Consider the following 19,723-nt stretch of genomic DNA (forward strand, 5'->3'; position numbering starts at 1 on the left):
GTCAGCCGCCGACCACGAACCGCGCGCCCAGCGCGAGCAGCAACGCCGGCGGCATCACGCACGCGCCGACCGCGAGGAACGCGCGGAACCCGACCTGCAGCCCTTCGCGCCGGATCGCCGCCAGCCACAGAATCGTCGCGAGCGATCCGGTGATCGACAGGTTCGGACCGAGATCCACGCCGATCAGAATCGCATCGACCACTGTTTGCGGGCTGTGCGCGGCGTGGATCGTCGAGCTCGCGATGAGCCCGGCGGGCAGATTGTTGACCGCGTTCGACCCCAGCGCGACCGCGACGCCGGCCACGGCCGCGGCGACGTGCTCGCCGCCTTGCATCAGCATCTGCAGCAGGCCCGCCAGCGCGCGCACCGCGCCGGTCCGGTCGAGCGTCTCGACGACGACGAACAACCCCGCGACGAGCGGCAGCACGCTCCACGAAATCGCGCGAACGATCGGCACGCCCGCCGCGCGATCCCGCATCACCACGCACGCGACCGTGACGACGCCCGCCAGCGCGGTCGGCAACCCGAGCGGGCGATCGGCGACCGATACCGCCATCAGCGCGACGGCCGTTGCGGCGATGCCTGCCAACGCGATGCGTCCGCCGCCCGTCAGCGGCTGCACCGGCAGCCCGGACGCGCAACGCCCGGAGAGCGCACGTCGCTGCACGATCCACAGCATGACGAACGTGCACGCGATCGACGCGACGGACGGCGCCGCGAAGTGCGCGACCCATACGCCGAGCGCCGGCATGTGCGCGCCGTACAGCACCAGGTTCGCCGGATTCGAAATCGGCAGCACGAAACTGGCGGCATTGGCGACGAGCGCACAGCTGTACAGCAGCGGCATCGGATCGGCCTTCGCACGGCGCGCGGCGGCGAGGATCGCGGGCGTCAGCACGACGGCGGTCGCATCGTTCGACAGGAACACCGTGGTGACGACGCCGACCCCGTAGATCAGCGCGAACAACCGCCGCGGCGAGCCCTGCGCGAGATTGACGACGTGCGTCGCGACCCAGTCGAACAGCCCCTCGCGACGGGCCGCCTCGGACAGCAGCATCATGCCCGTCAGAAAGAGGTAGACGTCGCCGCCTTTCGCGACGGCATCCAGCGCCTGGGCGACGGGCAACAGGTTCAACACGACCAGCAGCAGCGCGCCGCTCACGGCCCACGTGGCCTCGGGCCACCCGAATGGGCGCGTGATGACGCCCGCTGTGGCGAGCGCGGAAATCAGCCAGGCAAGCGAAACAGGATTCATGGGCAAGTGGACGGAGGCATGGGAATCGACATCGCCGTCACGACGATGTCGCCGATAGATCGGCGGGCTTGCCGCACACGCTGCTCAGCGACCGCGCATGGCCGAGCCATAGCGCGAGCGAGCCCGTCGACACGGCGCCCAGCACGACGAACGCGGCCGGATAGCCGAAGTGCTGCGCGAGCACGCCGCCCAGCACCGGGCTGAGCGCCGCGCCGATACCCTGCGCGGTCGCGACCGCGCCCTGCCCGGCATTCACGCGGCCGGAGCCATGCAGCAGGCGAACCACGAGTGCGGGCACGACCACGCTTTGCAGTCCGGCGCCGATGCCGTCGAGCACCTGCACCGGCCATACGCCCGCTTCGCTCATCCACGCCGCGGCGACCAGCCCGCGCACCGGCAGCACGAGGTACGAGAACAGCAGCACCCGCCAGTAGCCGTGCGATCGAATCAGCCGGGGCGCGAGCCACGCGGCCACGATCATCACGCACTGCGCGATGACGATCGTCTGTGCGGTGAACGCGCTCGCGTTGCTGCGATGCGTGACGACGACGCCCATCCCGTAGAGCGGCAGCATCGCGGCGTTGCCGAGATGAAACAGCGCGAGCGACCCACCGAGCAGCACCAGCGGCCGGTTTTGGGCGAGCGTGCGCAGGCCGCCGACGCGCGACGTCGACGCCACGGTGAACGTATCGGGATGCGTCGCATCCGTTTTCGGCGCGGCGCCGGCAGGATCGAGACCACGTGCGGACGCATGATCGATCGCGTGCCCGGGAATCGCCAGCGTGCTCACGATCGCCAGGACCGTGAACACGCCGACGAGCGCGAACACCGCGTCGAATCCGACGTGCCAGCCGAGCCACCCGGCGAGCGCCGCACCGGCGACGTTGCCGGCGTGGTTCGCCATCTGGTTGCGCCCGAACTGCCGGTCGAAACCCTGCCGACGCACGATGCCGAGCGTCACGCCCGCGGCGGCCGGCGCCAGCACCGCGCCGCTGACCGCCGCCAGGATCTGCGACGCCGCCACCGCCGGATAGCTGTGGACGAACATCATCGCCAGCGACGCAAGCGCCGTCGCCGCGGTCGCCACGACGATCAGCGCCCGCTTCGCGCGCACCGCATCGACGAGCGCGCCGGCCAACGGCGTCGCGGCCATCGCGGCGAGCCCGGCCAGCGTCATGACCGAGCCGATTGCATCGGCGCCCCAGCCTCGCGACAGCAGGATGACGCCGATGAACGGGCCGATGCCGGCCTGCACGTCGGCCAGGAAGAAGTTGAGCGCCTCGAGCGCGCGTGCCGGTCTCATGGGCGTCTCACCATCGCACGGTCATTCGGCATCCGCATCGACGAGCTCGGCAATGTCGGTCACGTCGAGCGTCGTGCCGTGCGGCGTGACGACGCCGTGCCCCCACGCCTGCACATGGATGCCGGCCTGCAGGTAGTCGTGCAATGCTTCCGCGGCATGCGACGGCAACCGCAGCGCGACACCGCTCGTCAACAACGCGCCGTTCAGCTCGCCTTTCGGTCCATGCAGCCCGAACGCGACTTCTCCGCTCAATTCCATCGGTTGCCGAGCCGGCCGCGGCGGCCGCGGGACAGCGTGCTCGGGGCCGGCGTCGATGATGTCGATGCCGCCGCGACCGGTCAGTTGCACGGCCGCGATCATCGCCGCGCGACGCGGCTTGACGCCCCGCACGCGGATGCGGTCGCCGACCGCGACATGGCGCACCAGTTCGCGGCCCAGATGCGGCGGTACGTGCACCTGCAGGTCGCCGTTCAGGATCAGGCCGTCGATTTCTCCGTGCGGATTGAGCAGAAACTGCGTGACGCGGCCGCGCGTTTCGGGCAGGCAGGCGGGATCGATCCAGTGCATGACAGGACTCCTTTCGATGGATGGGGGAACAGGCGTCGCGCGATCAGCGCGCGGCATCGTCGTAGAGATTCACGACATGGCCCGGCGCGCCGAACGCCGTCGCCTGCAGCGCTTCGCCGTATGCGTTGCGCGTGCCGTAACCGACCGCGGCCACGCGCTCGCCGGGGACGAGCAACGCGCCGAATTGCTGCGCGGCCGGAACGGTCAGCTTGACGATCGCGCCGCTGTCGAGCATCACGCCGTCCGGCTCGCCGCGCGGCGCGTGCGTCACGCGGCGCACGACGCCGGACACGCTCAGGCGGGCGAGGTTGACGCCGCGCAGCATGGGCGGCACGGGCGCGACGGGCGCGGGCGGCTGATCGGGCAGCGACGCGCCGGTGCCGTCGTTGCGGATCACGCGTGCATGGATTTCATCGTCGACGCGTCGTTCGCCGGCTACCGTGACGCGCTGGCCCGACCGCACGAGCGCCGTCAGTTGCGAACCGAGATGCGGCGGCACGCGGACGAGCGTGCCGTCGGTCAGCACGAAGCCGTCGACGGCGCCTTCCGGATTGATCGTCAGCCGCGACAGCGTGCCTGAAACCAGCGCATCCGGGGCGATGGCGTTTCCGGGCACGGCAGGCAAAAGCGCGCGAGGCCCAGGGGCGGCAGGCGGCGGCATGGCGTCGGCCGGGTCTTCCGCACGCGGTGGGGGCGGCACCTGCGCCGCGCTGACCGTTGCGACGGCAACGAGTGCGGCAGCGCAAAGCGCACGATATGACCGGCGAACGGCGACACGGCGCGACGACCGCGATCGAACGACAGACGGGTACGGCTTCATGACGGGCTCCGGCAATGGATTGCGATGCATCGGTATCCGCAATACCCGTGCCAACCTGCGATGCACCGCTCTGCCATGCGCCGAACGACGACGCGCGCGAAACATGTCGGATTTCCCGACACGTCGCTTCACCGGATGTCGGCGTTCCCGACAGTCGAAACGGCGCGACTAGTCGTCGCGCTCGATCCCGAGATTCGCCATGCGCGCATAGAGCGACTGGCGGCCGACGCCGAGCTGCCTCGCGGCCTCCGCACGATTGCCGTTCGCGCGCTCGAGCGCGTGCAGGATCGCCGCGCGCTCGACCGTCGCCAGCGCATCGGGCAGCGGCATGTCGAGCAGGTGCGCCGGCACCGCCCCGGCGCCCGGCTCGCGCGCCGGCACGGCGGCCAGGCCGAGATCGGCCGCGCTGACGGCCGGCCCGGGGGCGAGCGCGGCCGCGCGCTCCATCACGTTGCGCAGTTCCCGCACGTTGCCCGGCCAGCGGTGATCGAGCAACGCGCGCTGCGCGTCGTTCGTCAGATGCAGCGCGCGCGTGCCCGCCGCGCTGCCGAGGAAATGCGCGGCGAGCGGAAGGATGTCGGCCACACGCTCCGCGAGCGGCGGCAGGTGCAGCGGAATGACGTTCAGCCGATAGAACAGATCTTCGCGGAACGTGCCGTTCGCGACGGCCGCGGCGAGGTCGCGGTGCGTCGCGGCCACGACGCGAATGTTGATCGCGGTCGGGCGATCCGCGCCGAGCGGCATCACCTCGCGCTCCTGCAGCGCGCGCAGCAGCTTCGCCTGCATCGCGGCGGGCATGTCGCCGATCTCGTCGAGAAAAAGCGTCCCGCCGTCGGCTTCGACGAGCCGCCCCGCGCGATCGGCATGCGCCCCCGTGAACGCGCCGCGACGATGCCCGAACAACTCGCTTTCGAGCAGGTCGGCCGGGATGGCCGCGCAGTTGACGGCGACGAACGGCCCCGCATGCCGGGCCGATGCGGCATGCAGCACGCGGGCCGCCACCTCCTTGCCCGTGCCCGTCTCGCCGGTCACGAGCACGGTCGCGTCGCTCATCGCGGCGCGGCCGACCTGCTTTTGCACGTCGCGCATCGCGGCGCTCACGCCCAGCAGTTGCGGTCGGTCCGCCGAAGGTTCGCCCGCGAAACCGTCGTCGGACGGCGCGAGCGCGGGCGGCTGATTCGCCGACACGATGCGTTCGAGCAGTTGCGCGATGTCGCGACGCCCGATCGGCTTCGTCAGGTGATCGAATGCGCCGAGCCGCATTGCTTCGATCGTGTTATCGCTGGTCGCATGGGCCGTCAGCATGACGACCGGAATCGCGGCCAGCGCAGGGTCGTCACGCAGTTGCGCGAGCACGGCCAGCCCGTCCAGATCCGGCAGGCGGAAATCCAGAAAGATGCATTCGATACCGTTGCCGCCGCCGTCGCGCAGCGCGCTGAGCGCGGCGCGACCGGTTGCGGCCTCGACGACCCGATGACCGAGATCGGCGAGCGTTTCGGCGAGGCTGTCGCGAAAGGCCGCGTCGTCGTCGACTATGAGGATGTTTGCCATGGAATTTCAATCACGAATGCGGCGCCCCCGTCGAGGCGCGCGTGCCCGCCGTGCGCCGCCGCCACTTCGCGGACGACGGCAAGGCCGAGACCCGTGCCGTCCGCGCGGCCCGTCACGAACGGCTCGAAAATCCGCTCGCGCTGCGCGGCCGGCACGCCGGGGCCGCTGTCCGATACGGTGATGCGCAGCCAGTCACGCCCCGCGAACGCGCGCCGCTCGGCGGCGAGCGTGACCGCACCGCCGTCGCCCGCGTGGTACAGCGCATTGAGCAGCAGATTGTCGAGCGCCCGCCGCATCTGGTCGGGATCGAAAGCGGGACGATCCGACGGCCACGCGAGCCGTTCGGCCTGCCCCGCGAGCGAGAACGTCAGGTCGATCGCTTGCCGCTGCGCGAGCTCGCGATGCGCGTCGACGACCTGCGCGAGCCACGCGTCGACGTCGACACGTGCCGCATGCGGGCGCACCGGCTGCGTCAGCGCGAGCAGGCTCGACAATTGCGCATCGACGCGCTCGATCTGCGCGAGGATCACGCGCAGTGCGTCCTGCTGCCGCCGGCCGTCGCCCGCCAGTGCGTTTTCCGCCTTCAGCCGCATCGCGCCCATCGGATTGCGAATTTCGTGCGCGACCTGCGCGGCCAGCTTGCCCAGCATGCCGAAGCGCTCGGCCTGCGCGAGGCGCGTCCGGAGCTCGTCGGCCTGCTGTTGCAGCTGGTCGGCGCGCCGCGCCCGCTCGTTGAACGCATCGATGACGCGGTCGAGATCGGGTTCGCCGACGTACGGCAGCTGATGCTCGCGACCGTCGGGCCCCAGCCCGCTCTCGATCCGTGCGAGATTGCGCTTCCATCGGCGCAGCGCCACGGCCAGCGCCGCCGCGATCGCCAGAATCACCGCGAGCACGGCCGCGAGGCCCGTGGCCAGCAATTCCCCGTGCCGGCCCAGCGGCGGGCGCGCACGCGTCAGCATCCACACGTAGAGCCCCGATCCGCCGCGTACCGGGCAGGCCGCCGCGATCACCGCATCCTGCGCGCCTTCGACGACGTTCGCCGTCGCGGCATGCGTCGCGGCCGCAGCGCGCAGCGTGCGGAGAATCAGCGGCGTTTCCGCTTCCGGAACGTCGTGCTTGACGCCGCTGCCCTGATAGGTGGGAAAGGAATACGCGAGAAAGCCGCTCGCCGCCGGGGCGGCGCCGGGCGTCCAGAACCCGCCCTCCATGTCGGGCGCACGGGACAGCACCATGTCGAGGATCGCGTGCATCAGCTCCGGAGCGGGCCCGGCGCCTGCCGACGCGGAAGACGCACCGTAACGCGACGCGACTGCTTCGCATGCCGACGCGCCGGCGGCCTTCGCGCTGGCCACCTGCTGACTCTCGGCGGAACTCGCCGTGACCCAGACGACCGCGACCAGCGTCGCGCACAGCGCCGCGACGAGTGCCCAGAGCATGACGAGTTGGGTGGAAAACGACGGACGCTTCATCGGATCGGGCTGGCGGTTGAGGACGACAGAATAGCGTATTGCATGTCATGCGAAGCCGTCACGATCGCCATGCACGGTGGCGAATCCCGACGATCGCAAGCGCCTGGGGCGCCTTGCCGCCATCGACATACGCGTTCGCAGTCACCCCTTGCGCCGGGCCCCGCCGCTGCTGCCCGACGCGTGCCCGTCGCCCGCCAGTGCCAGTCCACACGTCGTCAGGCGCGCGGACTCGCTGACGGAAAGGGAGGGTCGGCCTCGATGCTCGACAAGATCCTCTGCATGCAGTGCCACGGGAAAGTCGAAAGGGCCGCGCCAGTTGACGCCCTCGATACGAGCGCGAGCGATTCGCGGAAAGCCCTCGGCCGGCCCCGGCTATCGCCATGATCGTCGACCGTGATCAGGCTTGAAGATACCTGACCGGAAAATCGCACGGGAGCCAAAGGAAGGCGCCCCGACGCCGGAAATCCGGCGTCGGGCGTCTCGCCCCATCACAGCGTGCGGCGGGCCTACCGCGCAAGCGCGGCGACTTGCGCCGCCGTCAGCGCCCCGTGGTACACGCGGAAATCGCTCACGAGGCCGTCGAAGGCTGGATCGGCCGCGAACTGCGAGCGCCCGATCCAGTTGTTCGCGGTCGGGCCAAGCCGCCACGGCGCGAGAAACGCGTCGGTCGCGCTGCCGACGGCTGCGCCGTCGACATAGAGCGTGGCCGTCGTCCCCGCCAGCGTGACTGCCACGTGCGTCCACTGCGCGGCACGCAACGGCGCCTTCGCATCGATGCGCCGCTCGCCATGCGGCCCGTTGACCGTGATCGCGAAGCGCAGCGCGCCGGTGTCGGCCAGCGGCGTGAGCATCATGTAGCGCCCGGTGCCGGCGCCGAAGTCGAACACCCGCGACCACTTGCGCACGGTGCGCGCGCACACCCATGCCGCGACCGTGAAATCCGAGACGTCGGCCAGCACGCCCGCCGCAAGCGCGACATGGCTGCCCGCACCGTCGAGCGACAGCGCATTGCCGTTGCGCCCCGGCGCGAACGCCGCCCCGCCGACCAGCGCGCCGGGGTGCCCGTTGCCGCTGCGATCGGCGGCGGCGACGCCGCGCGATTCGTCGAACGGCAGCCAGATCTGCAACTGCTGGCCGGTCACCACGCGCACCTCCGCGGAATGCTGCGTTTCACCGGTCGATGTGGTTGCGCTCACAACGTAATACCAGGTGCCCGCGGCCGGGCTGTCCGTCCACGTCAGCGGGTCGACGATGCCGGTCGCCACGGTGGTGTACGGGCCGCCCGACGCCGCGCCGCGCTTCACGGTGTAGTGCGTGCCGTTCGCCACGCCCCACCACGACAGCACCGCGCGCCCGGCGCTCGCATGGGCGGTCAGCCCGCTCGGCGCGGACGCTGGCGCGGCCGGATCGCGCGTGTACATCAGCGTGCCGTAGCCGAGCTGGTCGTAGCCGCCGCTGTTCGGCCCGTAGTTGCCGCCGCCGCCCTCGGGCTGCGCCGCGAGCGCGAAGCGTTTCGACCACGGCGCCGCGAGCCCCTTGCGGTTCACGTAGTGGTTGTATACGAGCGCCCAGCACGGCCGGACCCCGCCCTGGCCGCCGGTCGCGAACTGCGTTTGCGTGACGTTCACGTTCGAGTAGGTCACGTAGGGCACGTCGAAGAACGGGCCGTCGGGCGATTGGCGCAGGTTCGCTTTCGCGACGTATTCGGCGCCGGCAAGAAAACGGTTGTTGTCATGGCCGTACAGATCGACGCCCTGGTTCCACGCCATCTCGCAGATCGCGCCGGCCAGCGCGATGCCGAGCGTGTTGTGCCCCTGGTCGCGGCCGCTCTCCTGCCACTGGCCGAGATGGCCCGGATGCAGGTAATACACCGCCTGCGGTATCGCGCCGTTGCCCGGCCCCGCGCGGAAATAGTCGATCGCCTCGTCGAACAGCGGACGGTCGTCGCACAGCACGCCGATCGCGAGGATCGACGCGATATTGCACAGATCCCAGTTCGCCCAGTAGTGCGTGATCTCGGTATTGTTGTGGCGATGCAGGAAATCGGTGTTGATCGGGTAGAACACGGTGCGCATCATCCGCTGGAACGCGGCGAAATCCGCCGCCGCCCAGCCCGGATAGCCGCGCATGATTTCGCCGGCATTCGCGAACTCGTAGCCGTACAGCCCGGCCGCGAGGTCGACGTTCGAATCGCCGCCCAGGCGCTTCAGCGTCGCCGCCCATTCGTTCATGATCCGCACGGCCGTGTCCGCATACAGCTTGTCGCCGGTCACCTTCCAGCGCAACGCGCACGCATAGGCGGCGGCGACGTCGTTGTACAGGATTCCATAGTTCTGCGGCCCGCTGCCGCCGCGATCGATTTCGACCTGCGGCCGCGGCTGCCACGACCGGCTTGCGTGGCTGTTCGCGATCAGCACCGACCAGCCGTCGAACCACGGCTGCGCGTGCGTCATCACCTTTTGCGCGACGCGATCGAAATCGGCCTGCGTATGCAGCAGGCCCGGATGGACGAAGGCCGCCGTCGAGCCCTGCGATACCGCGGCGAATGCGGCGCTCGCACCGCCGAACGTCCCGCCGCAGGCGAGCATCGCCAATGCGCCCAGACTGTGGAGAAACGTGCGCCGCGAGAGCGCATCGTCCGACATCCACTCGGGTCGCGAAGCGTCGCCCGCGTTGTCCTTCATCCGTTTCATGCCGCTCATGCGTCTCCCTTGGTCGTTGCGGCCACGCCCGCGCGCGGCCCTGGGTTCGAACTTCATCGAAAGCGTGCCGCTGTCGCCGGGCGTCCCGGCACCGCGAAGCGGAGGGCCGTCGGTCAGGCATCTGCCGCAGCGTCCCTGCTTCGCCCGCACCGGCGGCTCCGGCCGCCACACGTCATGCCATCCTGAACGCAAACGATGACAGTGGCGGGAAGCGGCGGCAACCGCGCATGGTGCGCGTCAGGACCGGGTGGGTCAATTACGTGTTGTAAGGAAACGGCCGCGTCACACGCGACTCGAGGAATCCTCGTCCTCCGATCGGCGTGCGATTCGATGGATTCGCCGCGTTGAACGTCGACCGCGCGGCACGCGTGGCGCTTTCGCCCCGCGGCCGGCGCGCGGGGTCGCCTCGCCGTTCAGCGCCCGCCCGCGGGCACGGCGGCGCGCTGCGACGCGCCGTCCCGCTCGATCCGCTCGACGACGCGTGCGAGCCGAATGATGTCGGTCAGCGCGAAATCGGCCGCATCGGGCCGCGGCCGGCCGCACTGGTCGGCCATGCGCATCGCGAACGCGAGCGCTTCGGAACGCTCGCGCAGCAGCGCGCGCAGTGCATCCGCGATCACCTGGCGGTCGCGCGGGTCATCGAGGTCCAGCACGGAACCGGCATTCGGCATCGCGAACGGCCCGGCCGGCGCGTCACCGCCGGTTCGACCGCGACACCACGTCGATCCACACCGCGAGCACCAGCACCGCGCCCTTGACGATCATCTGCCAGTACGCGTCGACGTCGAGCATCGACATCCCGTTGTCGAGGCTCGCCATCACGAGCGCGCCGATCAGCGCGCCGTAGACGGTGCCCGACCCGCCGCGCATCGACGTGCCGCCGATGAAGCACGCGGCGATCGCGTCGAGTTCGCCCATCGAGCCGGCGGACGGCGACCCGGCCGCGAGCCGCGCCGTGTTGACGAGGCCGGCAAACGCGCACATCAGCCCCATCAGCGCGAAGATCACGAGCTTCACGCGATCGGTATCCACGCCCGACAGCCGCGTCGCCTCCAGGTTCGATCCCACCGCATAGATGCGCCGGCCGAACACGGTCTGCGTCGCGATCCACGAGAACACGCCGAGCAGCACGAGCAGCAGCAGCACGGGCACCGGAATGCCGCCGTAACGGTCGAGCGTCGCGACGAACGCGAACAGCACGGCGCCCGCGCCGACGATCTTCGCGACGTCCTGCCACAACGGCGCGACCGTGAGCCGGTAACGCCGCCGCGTGCCGCGCTGCCGCACCACCAGCAGCGTCGCGACCACGAACAGCAGCACCGCGAGGCCATCCCCGGCGACGCGCGGCAGATAGCCCTGCCCGATGAACACGAAGCCGTCCGACACGGGTGCGATCGTCGAGCCGCCGGTTATGCCAAGCAGGATGCCGCGAAACGCGAGCATCCCGCCGAGCCCGACGATGAACGACGGCACGCGCCGATAGGTCGACCACCAGCCGTTGAAGAGCCCGATCAGCACGCCGAGCGCGAGCACGGCCGGGACCGTCGCCGCGACCGGCCAGTGGCGGTTGACGTCGAGGATCGCGGCAACGCCGCCGAGCAGCCCGAGCAGCGAGCCGACCGACAGGTCGATCTCGCCCGCGATGATGACGAACACCATCCCGCACGCGAGCATGCCGGTGATCGACATTTGCCGCAGCAGGTTCGATACGTTGCGCGGCGTGACGAACGCGCCGTCCGTCAGCACCGAGAAGAACGCCCAGATCGCGACGACCGCGAACAGCAGCGCGAGCACCTTGTAGCGCGTGAAGACGTGGCGCAACGCCAGCCGCGGCGCGCGCCCGTCGGGACGACGCGCATCGGTATCCGGCGTGGCCGGGGTCGAGGAAGAAAGTTCGGAATTCATATCGCACTCGCTGCGGTGGGTTCGGCGGGCAGCCGCGCGGGCTTCAGCGCGGCGCCGAGAATCTGTTCCTGCGTGAGGTCCCGGTTGACGAAATCGCCGCGCAACTCGCCTTCGCCGATCACCAGCACGCGATCGGCGAGGCCGAGCACCTCCGGCAGCTCCGACGACACGACGATCAGCGCGACGCCGCGCTTGGCCAGCGCGAAGATCAGCCGGTAGATCTCCGCCTTCGCGCCCACGTCGACGCCGCGCGTCGGTTCGTCGAGGATCAGCACCTGCGGCTCGGTCAGCAGCATCTTCGCGAGCACCGCCTTCTGCTGATTGCCGCCCGACAGGCTCGCGATCGACAGGAACGGATGCGCGGCGCGCACCGACAGCCGCTGCATCTCGGTGCGAATCGCGTCGAGCTCGGCGGCCGCGTCGATCCGCCCGCGCGCCGCGAAGCGCTGCAGCACCGCCAGCGTGATGTTGTGGCCGACGCCGAGCTGCGGCACGATGCCGTGGCGCTTGCGGTCCTCCGGCACCATCGCGATGCCGGCGCGGATCGCGTCGGCCGGCGAGCGGATCGACAGCGGCCGGCCGTTCATCGTCACGGTTGCCGTGCACGCGCCCGGATACGCGCCGAAGATTGCCTGCATCAACTCGGTGCGGCCCGCGCCGACGAGCCCCGCCACGCCGACGATCTCGCCGCGCCGCACGCTGAACGACACGTCGTCGACGCGCTTGCGGCGCGCGTTCGTCACGTCGCGGCACGTCACGTGGCGCACGTCGAGCACGACGTCGCCGATCTCGTGCGGTTCGCGCGGATACAGGTCGCGGATCTCGCGGCCGACCATCATCGCGATGATCCGGTCGGTGGTCAGCGCGGCCATCGGCTCGGTCGCGACATGGCGCCCGTCGCGGATCACGGTGACCGTGTCGCACACGGCCGCCACTTCGTCGAGCTTGTGCGAGATGTAGACGCATGCCACGCCACGCCGCTTCAGGTCGCGCACGATGTCGAGCAGGATCCGCGTTTCCGACGCGCTCAGCGACGACGACGGTTCGTCGAGGATCAACAGCTTCGCTTGCTTGTTCAGCGCCTTCGCGATCTCGATCAGCTGCTGGTGGCCGCCGCCGTAGTTCATCACCGGCTGCGCGACGTTGATCGTGTCGATCCGCAGTTCGCGCAGCAGCTCCTCCGCGCGCCGGACCATCGCCGTGAAGTGCATGCGCCCGCCCGGCAGCGTGATCTCGTTGCCGAGGAAGATGTTCTCGGCCACCGACAGCTCGGGTACGAGCATCAGCTCCTGATGGATGATCGCGATGCCCGCGCGCTCGGTGTCGCGCACGCCGGACGCCACGAGCGGCGCGCCTTCCCAGCGGATTTCGCCGTCCCACGTGCCGTGCGGATACACGCCCGACAGCACCTTCATCAGCGTCGACTTGCCGGCGCCGTTCTCGCCGCACAGCCCGACGCATTCGCCGGGGCGCACGGTCAGGTCGATGCCGTCGAGCGCCTTCACGCCGTCGAATGCCTTGACGATGCCGCGCATCGTCAGCAAGGGTTCCGTCATTCGTTCATGCCTCGCAGTAAGCGCGGCCGCCGTCGCGGCGGCCGCGCGTCGCGTCCGTCGTCCGCTTACTGGCTCGCCAATTGGGCCTGGGTATAGAAGCCGTCCTTCACGACGACGTCGACGTTGCGCTTGGTCAGCAGCGTCGGCTGCAGCAGCACCGTGTCGACCTTCTTCTTGCCGTTGTCGTATTGCGCGTTGAACGCGGGCTTCGCGCCCTTCGCAAGATCGACCGCGAGCTTCGCGGCTTCGCTCGCGATCAGCTTCAGCGGCTTGTAGACGGTCATCGTCTGCGTGCCGGCGATCACGCGCTTGACCGCCGCGAGATCCGCATCCTGCCCGGACACCGGCACCTTGCCGGCCAGATGCTGCGCGGCAAGCGCCTGGATCGCGCCGCCGGCCGTGCCGTCGTTCGATGCGACGATCGCGTCGATCTTGTTGTTGTTCGCGGTCAGCGCGTCCTCGACGATCCGCAGCGCGGTCGACGCGCTCCATTCGGGCACCCACTGCTGGCCGACGACCTTGATGTCCCCGCGGTCGATCGCGGGCTTCAGCACCTTCAGTTGTCCTTCGCGTAGCATCTTCGCGTTGTTGTCGGTCGGCGCGCCGCCCAGCAGGAAATAGTTGCCCTTCGGCTTCGCGTCGAACACGCCCTGCGCCTGCAGCTCGCCGACCTTCTCGTTGTCGAACGAGATATACGCGTCGACGTCCGCGTCGAGAATCAGGCGGTCGTACGACACGACCTTGATGCCGGCCTTGCGCGCTTCGGCGACGACGTTGCCGAGCGTCTTCGAGTTGAACGGCACGATCACGATCACGTCGACGCCGCGCGAGATCAGGTTCTCGATCTGCGAAATCTGCCGCGCCTCGCTCGCGTCGGCCGACTGCACCGACACCTTCGCGCCGAGCTTCGTCGCGGCCGCGACGAAATAGTCTCGATCGCGCGACCAGCGCTCGACGCGCAGGTCGTCGATACAGAAGCCGATCTCGGGCTTGTCCTTGCTCGCGTGAGCGAGCGGCGTGCCCAGCGCGAGAATCGCCAGCGCGGCGGCGCCGGCAAGCGAACTCAATACGGTACGACGCGTCACGGATTTCATGTCTCCACTCCTTGTTATGGAACCACTCACGAACCGCGGGCGGCCGCCGGATTGCACCGCCCGCATCGATTCACTGCAACGTGCATGTCAAGCGCCCGTCGCAAACACCGGTTCGAGCGCACGATACAGCGCGCGAAACGTCGGCCGCCGCACATCGCGATACCACGCGTGCCGCGCGGGATCGGGCTCGCGCACCGCGACGACGGGCGGCTGCGGGCACACGTCGTCGAGCCGCGCATCGGGCTCGAGCGCGAGATGCGCAAGGCGCGCGGCGCCGAGCGCCGGCCCCACTTCGCCGCCCTCGCGCAACGTCAGCGCGCGGCCGCTCAGGTCGGCGAGCATCTGCGTCCAGTACGCGCTGCGCGAGCCGCCGCCGATCACGGTGATGCTGTCGGGGGCGAGCCCGGCCGCATGCAGCGCGTCGATGCCGTCGAGCAGCGCGAATCCGACGCCTTCGAGCGTCGCGTTCGCGAGATCCGCGCGCCGCGTGTCCGGCGTGAGCCCATAGAACACGCCCTTCGCGTTCACGTCGTTGTGCGGCGTGCGCTCGCCGCTCAGGTACGGCAGGAACCACGGGCGGCTCGCGCGTGCGTTCTGCTCGGCATCGTCGAGCAGCGCCGCGACGCCGTCGTAACCGGCCAGCTGCGCGGTGAAGTCGACGCAGCCGGCCGCGTTCAGCATCACGGACATCAGGTGCCACGTATCGGGCAGCGCATGACAGAAGCTGTGCACTGCCGATTCGGGATTCGCGCGAAACCCGTCCGACACCGCGAAATACACGCCCGACGTGCCGAGCGGCAGCAGCGCGTCACCGGGCCGCACGATCCCGACGCCGACCGCGCCGGCCGCGTTGTCGCCGCCGCCGGCCACCACCGGGATCTCGCGCAGGCCCAGCGCCCGTGCGACGGCCGGCAGCAGCGTGCCGGTGACGCGGTTGCCCTCGAATACGGCGGGCATCTGCGTGCGCGACAGCCCGCAGACGGCGAGCAGCGTGTCGTCGTAATCGCGCTTCGCGACGTCGAGCCATAGCGTGCCCGCGGCATCCGACGGATCGGTCGCGAACGCGCCGGTCAGCCGGTAGCGCAGATAATCCTTCGGCAGCAGCACGTAGGCGATGCGCGCGAACACGTCGGGCTCGTGGCGACGCACCCACAGCAGCTTGGGCGCGGTGAAGCCCGGCATCGCGATGTTGCCGGCCACCGCGCGCAGCGCGGGCGCGACCCGTTCGAGTTCGTCGCACTCGGTGTCGGCCCGGCCGTCGTTCCACAAAATCGCGGGGCGCAGCACGTCGCCATGCGCATCGAGCAGCGTCGCGCCGTGCATCTGGCCGGTCAACCCGAGCGCGTCGATGTCGCGCGGATCGATGCCGGCCGAACGCGCATCCGCCACCAGTGCGGCGAGCGCGCCGCAAGCGGCCTCCCACCAGTCACGCGGCGCCTGCTCGGACCAGCGCGGCTGCGGCCGGCTCACCGCAAGCGGGCGGCTCGCGCTCGCGCGCACCGCGCCGTCGCGGTCGAGCAGCACCGCCTTCACGCCCGACGTGCCGAGATCGAGTCCGATGTACATGGCGTCAGCGCAGCCCGTAGATCGCCTGGTTCACGATGTTCTCCAGCCGCTCCTGCGCACCGCTCGCATGCCGCGGGTCCACACCGCGCGCGAGCGCGTCGGCCGCCAGCGATTCCAGCGTATAGCCGCCCGACAGGATCTTGCGACCGAATGCATCGTCCCACTGCGCGTAGCGCTGCCGGCGCAGCGCGTCGAGCCGGTCGTTCTCGACCAGCACCGCCGCGCGTTCGAGCGCGAGCGCGAGCACGTCGATCGCGCCGACGTGGCCGTAGAACAGGTCTTCCGGATCGATGCTCTGGCGCCGCACCTTCGCGTCGAAGTTCATCCCGCCGGTCGTGAAGCCGCCGTGGCGCAGGATCTCGTAGAACGCGAGCGTCAGCTCCTCGACGCTGTTCGGAAACTGGTCGGTATCCCAGCCGTTCTGCGGATCGCCGCGATTCGCGTCGACGCTGCCGAACACGCCGAGCGCGAACGCGTTCGCGATCTCGTGATGGAACGAATGGCCGGCGAGCGTCGCGTGATTCGCCTCGATGTTCACGCGGATCTCGTTCTGCAGTCCGTACTGCACGAGGAAGCCGTGCACGGTCGCGACGTCGTAGTCGTACTGGTGCTTGGTCGGCTCCTGCGGCTTCGGCTCGATCAGCAGCGCGCCCTTGAAGCCGATCCGGTGCTTGTGCTCGACCACCATCGACAGGAAGCGGGCGAACTGGTCGCGCTCGCGCTTCAGGTCGGTATTGAGCAGCGTCTCGTAGCCTTCGCGTCCGCCCCACAGCACGTAGTTTTGGCCGCCGAGCCGGTGGGTCGCGTCGAGCGCATGGCACACCTGGGTCGCGGCCCAGGCGAACACGTCGGGGTTCGGATTCGTCGCGGCGCCGGCCGCGAAGCGCGGGTGCGAGAACAGGTTCGCGGTGCCCCACAACAGCCGCACGCCGCTCGCCTGCTGGCGCTCGCCGAGATAGTCGACCATCCGCGCGAAATTGGCCGTGTATTCGCGCAGGCTGTCGCCTTCCGGTGCGACGTCGGTGTCGTGGAACGTATAGAACGGCGTGCCGAGCTTCGTGAAGAACTCGAATGCCGCATCCGCCTTCTGCCGCGCGCGTTCGAGCGCATCGCCCGGCTGCTGCCACGGCCGCTGGAACGCGGGCTGCCCGAAGATGTCGTGACCCGGCCACACGAACGTGTGCCAGTAGCAGACCGCGATCCGCAGATGCTCGGCGAGCGTCTTGCCGAGTACGCGCTTCTCGGGGTCGTAATGGTGATACGCGAGCGGATTGTCCGACTGCGGGCCTTCGTAGCGAATCGCGGGAATATGTTCGAAATACGACATGGTGTCTCCGTGCAGGTTCTTGTTGCAGCGCAACGCGCGTCGCGGCGACGCACGCGGCCGAATTCGGTTGGCTGGATCGTGCCCCCGCGCCTGCCGGCCGGCAATTGCGAAATTGCGCAGCGCGCTTGATGTTTCTTGCCAGTCGTACGCGTGCGGCGCGCGTTCCGTCCTACAATCGCCGTACACCAGACACCGCGCGCCGCCTCCGCGAGCGCGCCCCCGGAGACAACGGCACCGCGCCCGCCACGCGCGCGCCCCGACACCGAGATGACACGCGCCCCATCCGCCCAGACACCGCACCGCATCGCGCTGCTGTTCAACGCGAACAAGGTCTACGACCGCGAAATCATCAGCGGCATCGGCCAGTACCTGCACACGACGCGCGTCGTGTGGGACCTGTTCCTCGAAGACGATTTCCGCTGCCGGCTCACCGGGATCGAGCGCTTCGACGGCGACGGCATCATCGCGGACTTCGACGACCCGGCCGTCGCCGACGCGCTCGCCGGCTCGCCGCTGCCGATCGTCGCGATCGGATCGTCGTACGAGAACCCGGCGCAGTACCCGGACGATGTCCCATATATTGCGACGGACAACCCGAAGCTCGTGTCGCTCGCCTATACGCACCTGATCGGGGCCGGCCTCGCACATTTCGCGATGTACAGCCTGCCGGTCGCGCAGGAAAACCGCTGGGCGCAGCAGCGCGAGCTCGCGTTCGACCGGCTCGCGCGCGCGGACGGGCTCGACGCGCCGATCTACCGCGGGCTGTCGACCAGCGCGTCGGGCTGGAATCATGCGATCGAGCAACTGATCGGCTGGCTGCACGCGCTGCCGAAGCCGGTCGGCGTGATCGCCGTGACCGATGCGCGCGCGCGGCATCTGCTGCAGGCGTGCCTGATCGCCGGCATCGCGGTGCCGGAACAGGTCGCGATCATCGGCATCGACAACGATCCGCTCACGCGCACGCTGACGCGCATTCCGCTGTCGTCGGTGATCCAGGGCACAGAGGAAATGGGCCGCACCGCCGCGCACCTGCTGCACCGGATGCTGCGTGGCGCGCGCTTTCCCGGGCAGCGCATTCTCGTGCCGCCAGTCGGCATCAACGTGCTCGAATCGACGCGCCACCAGCCGCTGGCGAGCCCGCACGTGATGCGCGCCCGGCATTTCATCCGCCAGTACGCGTGCCAGGGCATCAAGACCGAACAGGTCGCCGACTATGTCGGCGTGTCGCGCTCGCTGCTCGAGGAGCACTTCCGGCGCGAACTGCAGCGCACCGTGCACCAGGAGATCCTGCGTCACAAACTCGAGGCCGCGCAGGCGCTGCTCGCCAGCCGGCAGGCGTCGAGCGCCGAAGTCGCGATCCGGTGCGGGTTCACGTCGCTTCAATACATGTACGCGGTGTTCCGGCGAGAACTCGGCTGCACGCCGCGTGAATATCAGGACCGCGCGGCCGCCACGAACTGACGCGCGCCGCCCACTCGACATCCACTCATGCACATCGATACCGATTCCTCCCCTCTGACACCCGGCGTGACGCGCGTGCTCGCCGAGCCGTGGGGCGCCTTGCCCGACGGCGAGCCCGTGCGGCGCTATACGCTGCGCAACGCGCACGGGATGCGGGTCGTCGTCAGCGACCTCGGCGCGACCGTCGTGTCGTGGCTCGCGCCCGACCGCACGGGGCGCTTGGCCGATATCGTGCTCGCGCACGACACGCCGGCCGAGTATCTCGACTCCGGCGCCTATCTCGGCGCGACGGTCGGCCGCTGGGCGAACCGGATCGCCGGCGCGCGCTTCACGCTCGACGGCGTCGACTATCTGCTCGACCGCAACGAGAACGGCAACCTGCTGCATGGCGGCGCGAACGGCTTTCATCGCGCGCGCTGGGACGTGCTCGACGATTGCGGCGGGCTGACGCTGCGGCTCGATACGCCGGAAGGCGATGCGGGATTTCCCGGCAACGTGAGCGTGCAGGTGCGCTACACGCTCGACGACGACGGCACGCTGACGATCGACTATTCGGGGTGGACCGACGCGCCGACGCCGCTTAACCTGACGAACCACAGCTACTTCAACCTGAACGGGCGCGCGGGCAGCGACGTGCGCGGCCATCTGCTGCACATCGACGCCGACGCGTTCCTCGAAGTGGACGACGCGCTGATCCCGACCGGCACGGCCGACGTGACGGGCACCGCGTTCGATTTCCGGCAAAGCGCGCCGCTCGGCGCGCGCCTCGACTGGCCGCATGCGCAACTGGCGCGGGCGCGCGGCTTCGATCACTGCTACGTCGTCGGCAACGGCGCGCGCGAGGTCCGGCCCGTCGCACGGATCTACGATCCGGAAAGCGGCCGCGAACTCATCGTGTCGACCGATCAGCGCGGGCTGCAGCTCTATACGGGCAACTATCTCGACGGCCTGCGCGTGAGCGGTGGCACGCGCTGCGTGCAACACGCGGCGCTGTGCGTCGAGGCGGGCGGTTTTCCGGATCAGGTCAACATGGACGGCCTGCGCGACGACGTGATCGTTCGTCCGGGCGACGTCTATCGGCAGACCACGCGGTATCGGGTCGCGGTTCACGCATAGTGCGGGCAAGCGGCATCGTCGGCACAGG

The 19,723-nt window shown here is 69.8% G+C and carries 15 protein-coding genes; 2 read left to right on the plus strand and 13 right to left on the minus strand.

Going from position 1 to position 19,723, the window contains the following annotated elements; translation table 11 throughout:
• Nucleotide 1 precedes the first annotated feature (1 nt).
• From CFB81_RS32655 to xylA, 13 genes are all read right to left on the minus strand, one after another.
• Complete coding sequence (locus tag CFB81_RS32655) at nt 2–1,255, minus strand: arsenic transporter (RefSeq protein WP_089437901.1); 1,254 nt, start codon at nt 1,253–1,255, stop codon at nt 2–4.
• Between the two features lie 37 nt (nt 1,256–1,292).
• Nucleotides 1,293–2,558, minus strand: a complete 1,266-nt coding sequence (locus CFB81_RS32660) for an MFS transporter (RefSeq protein ID WP_089437902.1) — start codon at nt 2,556–2,558, stop codon at nt 1,293–1,295.
• 21 nt (nt 2,559–2,579) lie between these two features.
• Nucleotides 2,580–3,125, minus strand: coding sequence for a hypothetical protein (locus tag CFB81_RS32665; RefSeq protein ID WP_089437903.1), 546 nt, complete (start codon nt 3,123–3,125; stop codon nt 2,580–2,582).
• A gap of 43 nt (nt 3,126–3,168) precedes the next feature.
• Nucleotides 3,169–3,741: a hypothetical protein gene (locus tag CFB81_RS32670; protein WP_256976407.1), complete on the minus strand. Its 573-nt coding sequence runs from the start codon at nt 3,739–3,741 to the stop codon at nt 3,169–3,171.
• Nucleotides 3,742–4,113: 372 nt separating this feature from the next.
• Nucleotides 4,114–5,496 carry a sigma-54 dependent transcriptional regulator gene (locus tag CFB81_RS32675; protein ID WP_089437905.1) on the minus strand — a complete coding sequence of 461 codons (1,383 nt, stop codon included), beginning with the start codon at nt 5,494–5,496 and terminating at the stop codon, nt 4,114–4,116.
• Complete coding sequence (locus tag CFB81_RS32680) at nt 5,478–6,968, minus strand: PAS domain-containing sensor histidine kinase (protein WP_089437906.1); 1,491 nt, start codon at nt 6,966–6,968, stop codon at nt 5,478–5,480. Before CFB81_RS32680 ends, CFB81_RS32675 begins: the two co-directional genes overlap by 19 nt.
• 506 nt (nt 6,969–7,474) lie before the next feature.
• Nucleotides 7,475–9,661: a LamG-like jellyroll fold domain-containing protein gene (locus CFB81_RS32685; RefSeq protein WP_373452668.1), complete on the minus strand. Its 2,187-nt coding sequence runs from the start codon at nt 9,659–9,661 to the stop codon at nt 7,475–7,477.
• Between the two features lie 422 nt (nt 9,662–10,083).
• Complete coding sequence (locus CFB81_RS32690; protein WP_256976408.1) at nt 10,084–10,323, minus strand: hypothetical protein; 240 nt, start codon at nt 10,321–10,323, stop codon at nt 10,084–10,086.
• Nucleotides 10,324–10,363: 40 nt separating this feature from the next.
• The gene (locus CFB81_RS32695; protein ID WP_089437908.1) at nt 10,364–11,575 is read right to left on the minus strand and encodes a sugar ABC transporter permease; all 1,212 of its coding nucleotides are present in this window, start codon (nt 11,573–11,575) and stop codon (nt 10,364–10,366) included.
• Nucleotides 11,572–13,131, minus strand: coding sequence for a D-xylose ABC transporter ATP-binding protein (xylG, locus tag CFB81_RS32700; protein ID WP_089437909.1), 1,560 nt, complete (start codon nt 13,129–13,131; stop codon nt 11,572–11,574). Before xylG ends, CFB81_RS32695 begins: the two co-directional genes overlap by 4 nt.
• A gap of 65 nt (nt 13,132–13,196) precedes the next feature.
• Nucleotides 13,197–14,225, minus strand: a complete 1,029-nt coding sequence (gene xylF / locus CFB81_RS32705) for a D-xylose ABC transporter substrate-binding protein (protein WP_069620033.1) — start codon at nt 14,223–14,225, stop codon at nt 13,197–13,199.
• An 87-nt stretch (nt 14,226–14,312) separates the two neighbouring features.
• Nucleotides 14,313–15,791, minus strand: coding sequence for a xylulokinase (xylB, locus tag CFB81_RS32710; protein ID WP_089437910.1), 1,479 nt, complete (start codon nt 15,789–15,791; stop codon nt 14,313–14,315).
• 4 nt (nt 15,792–15,795) lie between these two features.
• Entirely contained in the window at nt 15,796–17,118 is a 1,323-nt protein-coding gene (gene xylA, locus CFB81_RS32715) for a xylose isomerase (protein ID WP_089438166.1), read from the minus strand.
• A 267-nt stretch (nt 17,119–17,385) separates the two neighbouring features.
• Between xylA and CFB81_RS32725 the strand changes: the two genes are divergently transcribed.
• On the plus strand, nt 17,386–18,579 hold the full coding sequence (locus CFB81_RS32725; RefSeq protein ID WP_089437911.1) for a DNA-binding transcriptional regulator: 1,194 nt from the start codon (nt 17,386–17,388) through the stop codon (nt 18,577–18,579).
• Nucleotides 18,580–18,606: 27 nt separating this feature from the next.
• Nucleotides 18,607–19,695, plus strand: coding sequence for an aldose epimerase family protein (locus CFB81_RS32730; protein ID WP_089437912.1), 1,089 nt, complete (start codon nt 18,607–18,609; stop codon nt 19,693–19,695).
• Nucleotides 19,696–19,723: the final 28 nt, after the last annotated feature.

It is taken from the genome of Burkholderia sp. AU28863 (genome assembly GCF_002223195.1).
GTDB lineage: Bacteria > Pseudomonadota > Gammaproteobacteria > Burkholderiales > Burkholderiaceae > Burkholderia > Burkholderia sola.

What these genes read in the sequence shown, in the direction of transcription:
- CFB81_RS32695 (WP_089437908.1), bottom strand. Translation starts at nt 11,575, where the DNA reads ATGAATTCCGAACTTTCTTCCTCGACCCCGGCCACGCCGGATACCGAT.
- xylA (WP_089438166.1), bottom strand. Translation starts at nt 17,118, where the DNA reads ATGTCGTATTTCGAACATATTCCCGCGATTCGCTACGAAGGCCCGCAG.
- xylG (WP_089437909.1), bottom strand. Translation starts at nt 13,131, where the DNA reads ATGACGGAACCCTTGCTGACGATGCGCGGCATCGTCAAGGCATTCGAC.
- CFB81_RS32725 (WP_089437911.1), top strand. Translation starts at nt 17,386, where the DNA reads ATGACACGCGCCCCATCCGCCCAGACACCGCACCGCATCGCGCTGCTG.
- CFB81_RS32685 (WP_373452668.1), bottom strand. Translation starts at nt 9,661, where the DNA reads ATGAAACGGATGAAGGACAACGCGGGCGACGCTTCGCGACCCGAGTGG.
- CFB81_RS32660 (WP_089437902.1), bottom strand. Translation starts at nt 2,558, where the DNA reads ATGAGACCGGCACGCGCGCTCGAGGCGCTCAACTTCTTCCTGGCCGAC.
- CFB81_RS32730 (WP_089437912.1), top strand. Translation starts at nt 18,607, where the DNA reads ATGCACATCGATACCGATTCCTCCCCTCTGACACCCGGCGTGACGCGC.
- xylF (WP_069620033.1), bottom strand. Translation starts at nt 14,225, where the DNA reads ATGAAATCCGTGACGCGTCGTACCGTATTGAGTTCGCTTGCCGGCGCC.
- CFB81_RS32655 (WP_089437901.1), bottom strand. Translation starts at nt 1,255, where the DNA reads ATGAATCCTGTTTCGCTTGCCTGGCTGATTTCCGCGCTCGCCACAGCG.
- CFB81_RS32680 (WP_089437906.1), bottom strand. Translation starts at nt 6,968, where the DNA reads ATGAAGCGTCCGTCGTTTTCCACCCAACTCGTCATGCTCTGGGCACTC.
- CFB81_RS32675 (WP_089437905.1), bottom strand. Translation starts at nt 5,496, where the DNA reads ATGGCAAACATCCTCATAGTCGACGACGACGCGGCCTTTCGCGACAGC.
- xylB (WP_089437910.1), bottom strand. Translation starts at nt 15,791, where the DNA reads ATGTACATCGGACTCGATCTCGGCACGTCGGGCGTGAAGGCGGTGCTG.
- CFB81_RS32665 (WP_089437903.1), bottom strand. Translation starts at nt 3,125, where the DNA reads ATGCACTGGATCGATCCCGCCTGCCTGCCCGAAACGCGCGGCCGCGTC.